This is a genomic window from Streptococcus sp. 2154 (genome assembly GCF_013277255.1).
Classification (GTDB): domain Bacteria; phylum Bacillota; class Bacilli; order Lactobacillales; family Streptococcaceae; genus Streptococcus; species Streptococcus pseudopneumoniae.
Genome location: NZ_VMMK01000024.1, coordinates 1 through 6,039 on the forward strand (window position 1 = coordinate 1; position 6,039 = coordinate 6,039).

Genomic DNA, 6,039 nt, shown 5'->3' on the forward strand with positions numbered 1-6,039 from the left:
TCACGGGTGGTTATGACTTTCATTGAGTATAAGTCAAGTAATCACTTTGAAGTTTCAAAGCTTACTTTTAAGTTTTCTTTAAGAAAACTATATTATTCTGAAGAACTCTAAAATTTCACAGCCATTTATTAGCAATGACTACAGAATTCCTGGTCATTACTAGAAATGGACTAGTTTCTTTGAATAATAGAACTCCTTAATCCTTCTATTCTAGAACGGGAGGGCCGGTATTTCTTTCATGATAGGACTAGATTGTGGTATAATAGAGAGAATAAGTTTTTTTAGTAAGACAAAGGAGAAAATAGATGATTTATGCAGGAATTCTTGCTGGTGGAACTGGCACACGCATGGGAATCAGTAACTTGCCAAAACAATTTTTAGAGCTAGGTGATCGACCTATTTTGATTCATACAATTGAAAAATTTGTCTTGGAACCAAGTATTGAAAAAATTGTAGTTGGGGTTCATGGAGACTGGGTTTCTCATGCAGAAGATCTTGTAGATAAATATCTTCCTCTTCATAAGGAACGTATCATCATTACAAAAGGTGGTGCTGACCGCAATACGAGTATTGAGAAAATCATTGAAGCTATCGATGCTTATCGTCCGCTTACTCCAGAGGATATCGTTGTTACCCACGATTCTGTTCGTCCGTTTATTACGCTTCGCATGATTCAGGACAATATTCAACTTGCCCAAAATCATGACGCAGTGGACACAGTGGTAGAAGCGGTTGATACTATCGTTGAAAGTACCAATGGTCGATTTATTACAGATATTCCAAATCGTGCTCACCTTTATCAAGGACAAACACCTCAAACATTCCGTTGCAAGGACTTTATGGACCTTTATGGATCTCTTTCTGATGAAGAGAAGGAAATCTTGACAGATGCATGTAAAATCTTTGTGATCAAAGGAAAAGATGTGGCCTTGGCCAAGGGTGAATACTCAAATCTGAAGATTACAACCGTGACAGATTTGAAGATTGCAAAAAGTATGATTGAGAAAGACTAGTGATATGATTAATCAAATTTATCAACTAACTAAGCCTAAGTTTATCAATGTCAAATATCAGGAAGAGGCTATTGACCAAGAAAATCATATCCTTATCCGTCCCAACTACATGGCGGTCTGTCATGCGGATCAGCGTTACTACCAGGGAAAACGTGATCCCAAGATTTTGAATAAAAAGCTTCCAATGGCAATGATTCACGAGTCATGTGGAACCGTCATTTCTGACCCGACGGGAACCTATGAGGTTGGTCAAAAAGTTGTCATGATTCCGAATCAGCCTCCTATGCAGAGTGATAAAGAATTCTATGAGAACTACATGACAGGGACCCATTTCTTGTCTAGTGGATTTGACGGCTTTATGAGAGAGTTTGTTTCTCTCCCTAAAGACCGTGTGGTGGCTTATGATGCTATCGAAGATACGGTTGCAGCCATTACAGAGTTTGTCAGTGTCGGCATGCACGCTATGAATCGTCTATTGACCCTTGCTCATAGCAAGCGGGACCGAATTGCTGTTATCGGAGATGGAAGTTTAGCTTTTGTGGTTGCCAATATTATCAACTATACTTTGCCAGAAGCAGAGATTGTGGTTATTGGTCGTCATTGGGAAAAATTGGAACTCTTCTCATTTGCTAAAGAATGCTATATTACGGATAATATTCCTGAAGATTTGGCCTTTGACCATGCTTTTGAGTGTTGTGGTGGTAATGGTACTGGACCGGCTATAAATGACCTGATTCGCTACATTCGTCCTCAGGGAACGATTCTCCTGATGGGCGTTAGCGAGTATAAAGTCAATCTCAATACACGCGATGCCTTAGAAAAAGGCTTGCTCTTGGTTGGTTCCTCTCGTTCTGGTCGCATCGATTTTGAAAATGCCATCCAAATGATGGAAGTCAAGAAATTCGCCAATCGTCTTAAAAATATCCTTTATCTAGAAGAACCTGTAAGAGAAATTAAAGATATTCACCGTGTCTTTGCAACCGATTTAAACACAGCCTTTAAAACCGTGTTTAAGTGGGAAGTATAAGTACTGGAGGTTAATTGTGGAGAAAATCATTAAAGAGAAAATTTCTTCCTTACTTAGTGAAGAAGAGGAAGTCCTCAGTGTTGAACAACTGGGGGGAATGACCAATCAAAACTACTTGGTCAAAACAACAAATAAGCAATACATTGTTAAATTCTTTGGTAAAGGGACAGAAAAACTGATCAATCGTCAAGATGAAAAGTACAATCTTGAACTACTTAAAGATTTAGACCTAGATGTAAAAAATTATCTTTTTGATATTGAAGCTGGTATCAAAGTAAATGAGTATATCGAATCTGCGATTACGCTTGATTCAAGGTCAATCAAGACCAAATTTGATAAAATTGCTCCAATATTACAAACTATTCATGCTTCTGGCAAGGAATTAAGAGGAGAATTTGCTCCTTTTGAAGAAATCAAAAAATACGAATCTTTGATTGAGGAAAAAATCCCTTATGCCAACTATGAAGCGGTTCGAGAAGAAGTCTTCTCCTTAGAGAAAAGACTGGCTGACTTAGGTGTTGACAGAAAATCTTGTCATATTGATTTGGTGCCTGAAAACTTTATCGAATCACCTCAAGGACGACTTTATTTGATTGACTGGGAATATTCATCAATGAATGATCCAATGTGGGATTTGGCTGCCCTCTTTTTAGAGTCTGAATTCACTTCCCAAGAGGAAGAAGCTTTCTTATCTCACTATGAGAGTGACCAAACACCTGTCTCTCGAGAAAAGATTGCCATTTATAAAATTTTACAAGATACTATTTGGAGTCTATGGACTGTCTATAAGGAAGAGCAAGGCGCAGATTTTGGTGACTATGGTGTAAGTCGTTACCAAAGAGCTGTTAAAGATCTGGCTTCTTATGGAGGTTCAGATGAAAAATAAAAATGGAGTTTCTTTTGGTCTACTCTCAGGTATTTTCTGGGGGTTGGGTCTAACGATTAGTGCTTATATCTTTTCGATTTTTACAGATTTGTCACCCTTTGTGGTGGCTGCAGCTCATGATTTCTTGAGCATCTTTATCTTACTAGCTTTTCTCTTGGTAAAAGAAGGAAAAGTTCGTCTCTCAATTTTCTTAAATATTCGCAATGTTAGTGTTATCATCGGAGCCTTATTAGCAGGCCCTATCGGTATGCAGGCCAATCTTTATGCAGTTAAGTATATCGGAAGTTCCTTGGCTTCATCTGTATCTGCTATCTATCCTGCGATTTCAGTTTTATTGGCTTTCTTCTTTTTGAAGCACAAGATTTCGAGAAATACTGTGTTTGGGATTGTCTTGATTATTGGAGGGATTATTGCTCAGACCTATAAGGTTGAACAGGTTAATTCTTTCTACATTGGGATTCTTTGTGCTTTAGTTTGTGCCATTGCATGGGGAAGTGAGAGTGTTCTTAGCTCCTTTGCCATGGAAAGTGAATTGAGTGAAATCGAAGCCCTCTTAATCCGTCAAGTAACTTCATTCTTGTCCTATCTTGTGATTGTGCTCTTTTCTCATCAGTCATTTGCAGAAGTGGCCAATGGACAATTGCTAGGTCTTATGATTGTCTTTGCAGCCTTTGATATGATTTCCTATTTGGCTTATTATATCGCTATCAATCGCTTGCAACCAGCCAAGGCTACAGGATTGAACGTGAGTTATGTAGTTTGGACTGTCTTGTTTGCAGTTGTTTTCTTGGGTGCACCGCTAGATATGCTGACAATTATTACGTCACTTGTCGTCATAGCTGGAGTTTATATTATTATTAAAGAATAAAGGAGATTCGTGTGAAAGCCATTATCTTAGCAGCGGGATTGGGAACTCGCTTGCGTCCTATGACTGAAAATACCCCTAAAGCCTTGGTTCAGGTTAATCAAAAACCTTTGATTGAATACCAGATTGAGTTTCTCAAAGAAAAAGGAATCCATGACATCATCATCATCGTTGGTTACCTTAAAGAACAATTCGATTACTTAAAAGAAAAATACGGTGTTCGCCTCGTTTTCAATAATAAATACGCTGACTACAACAACTTTTACTCTCTCTATCTTGTAAAAGAAGAATTGGCCAACAGTTATGTTATTGATGCAGATAACTATCTCTTTAAAAATATGTTCCGCAATGATCTGACACGTTCGACTTATTTTAGTGTTTATCGTGAAGATTGTACCAACGAATGGTTCTTGGTCTATGGAGATGACTATAAGGTTCAAGACATTACTGTTGATAGCAAGGCAGGCCGCATCCTTAGTGGTGTATCCTTCTGGGATGCTCCAACTGCAGAAAAAATTGTCAGCTTTATTGACAAGGCTTATGAAAGTGGAGAATTTGTTGATCTCTATTGGGATAATATGGTTAAGGATAATATCAAAGAACTGGATGTCTATGTTGAAGAATTAGAAGGCAACAGCATCTATGAGATCGATAGTGTCCAAGATTATCATAAATTAGAAGAGATTCTTAAAAACGAAAATTAAAGATTCCAACATCTGACAAAATAGTCGGATGTTTTTTTGATTTTTTACGAACTTTTACGAATAGATAGATGAGTAGAAAAAGAAATGGAGTTATTTATGAAAATCACAAACTATGAAATCTATAAGTTAAAAAAATCAGGTTTGACCAATCAACAGATTTTGAAAGTGCTAGAATACGGTGAAAATGTTGATCAGGAGCTTTTGTTGGGTGATATTGCAGATATATCAGGTTGCCGTAATCCAGCCGTTTTTATGGAACGTTATTTTCAGATAGACGATGCGCATTTGTCGAAAGAGTTTCAAAAATTTCCATCTTTCTCTATTTTAGATGACTGTTATCCTTGGGATTTGAGTGAAATATATGATGCGCCTGTACTTTTATTTTACAAGGGAAATCTTGACCTCCTGAAATTCCCGAAGGTAGCGGTCGTGGGCAGTCGTGCTTGTAGCAAACAGGGAGCTAAGTCAGTTGAAAAAGTCATTCAAGGCTTGGAAAATGAACTGGTTATCGTCAGTGGATTAGCCAAGGGCATTGACACAGCAGCTCATATGGCAGCTCTTCAAAATGGCGGAAAAACCATTGCAGTGATTGGAACAGGACTGGATGTGTTTTATCCTAAAGCCAATAAACGTTTGCAAGACTACATCGGCAATGATCATCTGGTTCTCAGTGAATATGGACCTGGCGAACAACCTCTGAAATTTCATTTTCCTGCCCGTAATCGCATCATTGCTGGACTTTGCCGTGGCGTGATTGTAGCAGAGGCTAAGATGCGCTCGGGGAGTCTCATTACCTGTGAGCGAGCAATGGAAGAAGGACGCGATGTCTTTGCTATTCCTGGTAGCATTTTAGATGGGCTATCAGATGGTTGCCATCATTTGATTCAAGAAGGGGCAAAATTGGTCACCAGTGGGCGAGATGTGCTTGCGGAATTTGAATTTTAAACATTATATAAGCTAGAATACTGAGAAAAATCAATTTTTAATAGAAAATGAAGTAAATATCCCCACAATAAATGCATAGTATCAGTTTTTTCAGCACTTGATATTATGCGTTTTTTCTAAGTGAATAAGTAGAGTGGAGGACTTTTCCCAGAGGAAGGAAAGCAATTTAGTGTAATTGAGAAAGGAGAGTTGCTTGTGACTAATCTTGGTCAGCTTATTATCAGGGAGCTGTATCGTCTCAAGTATTGCCAGTAAGGAAAAATAAATTCTTCAAAAGTAGAGATTACAAGGCTTGTTTAAGAAAGAATTCAAAGACCTTGACAGATAAAAATAAAATGGTTATTATAAAAAATGGTCTGAAATTGATGATGACACTCTTCGAAAATCTTTTTACGTCATCAGCTTTGTCTTGCTGTGTTTTGAGCAAGCTACGGTGAGCTTCCGAGTTTGATTTTCATTTACTAGAAATGAAACTGATGAGAGACATCAGTAGACATTTGCGTCAGGATATGATGGAAAATGATAAAAAGACCTCATGAGATTGGCATATCAGACTACTAAAGTATTGAGTTTGTTAGGATTTTATACTCAATGAAAAT

The 6,039-nt window shown here is 37.8% G+C and carries 6 protein-coding genes; all 6 read left to right on the plus strand.

Annotation, left to right across the window (positions count from 1 at the left end):
• The first annotated feature begins 305 nt into the window (after positions 1-305).
• The 6 genes from HT693_RS03680 to dprA all read left to right on the plus strand — a co-directional run bounded on the left by HT693_RS03680 (position 306) and on the right by dprA (position 5,440).
• On the plus strand, positions 306-1,013 hold the full coding sequence (locus HT693_RS03680) for a 2-C-methyl-D-erythritol 4-phosphate cytidylyltransferase (protein WP_138704673.1): 708 nt from the start codon (positions 306-308) through the stop codon (positions 1,011-1,013).
• Positions 1,014-1,017: 4 nt separating this feature from the next.
• Positions 1,018-2,040 carry a ribitol-5-phosphate dehydrogenase gene (locus tag HT693_RS03685; protein ID WP_172924867.1) on the plus strand — a complete coding sequence of 341 codons (1,023 nt, stop codon included), beginning with the start codon at positions 1,018-1,020 and terminating at the stop codon, positions 2,038-2,040.
• A gap of 16 nt (positions 2,041-2,056) precedes the next feature.
• On the plus strand, positions 2,057-2,926 hold the full coding sequence (gene licA, locus HT693_RS03690) for a choline kinase LicA (RefSeq protein WP_138704671.1): 870 nt from the start codon (positions 2,057-2,059) through the stop codon (positions 2,924-2,926).
• Complete coding sequence (locus tag HT693_RS03695; protein WP_000791830.1) at positions 2,916-3,794, plus strand: DMT family transporter; 879 nt, start codon at positions 2,916-2,918, stop codon at positions 3,792-3,794. The genes licA and HT693_RS03695 overlap by 11 nt, the downstream gene beginning before the upstream one ends.
• Before the next feature lie 11 nt (positions 3,795-3,805).
• On the plus strand, positions 3,806-4,495 hold the full coding sequence (locus tag HT693_RS03700) for a sugar phosphate nucleotidyltransferase (RefSeq protein WP_172924869.1): 690 nt from the start codon (positions 3,806-3,808) through the stop codon (positions 4,493-4,495).
• Positions 4,496-4,591: 96 nt separating this feature from the next.
• Positions 4,592-5,440, plus strand: a complete 849-nt coding sequence (gene dprA, locus HT693_RS03705; RefSeq protein WP_000705307.1) for a DNA-processing protein DprA — start codon at positions 4,592-4,594, stop codon at positions 5,438-5,440.
• Positions 5,441-6,039 lie beyond the last annotated feature (599 nt).

Excerpts from the sequence above, each read along its gene's own strand:
- dprA (WP_000705307.1), top strand. The coding sequence starts at position 4,592 with ATGAAAATCACAAACTATGAAATCTATAAGTTAAAAAAATCAGGTTTG.
- HT693_RS03680 (WP_138704673.1), top strand. The coding sequence starts at position 306 with ATGATTTATGCAGGAATTCTTGCTGGTGGAACTGGCACACGCATGGGA.
- HT693_RS03685 (WP_172924867.1), top strand. The coding sequence starts at position 1,018 with ATGATTAATCAAATTTATCAACTAACTAAGCCTAAGTTTATCAATGTC.
- HT693_RS03695 (WP_000791830.1), top strand. The coding sequence starts at position 2,916 with ATGAAAAATAAAAATGGAGTTTCTTTTGGTCTACTCTCAGGTATTTTC.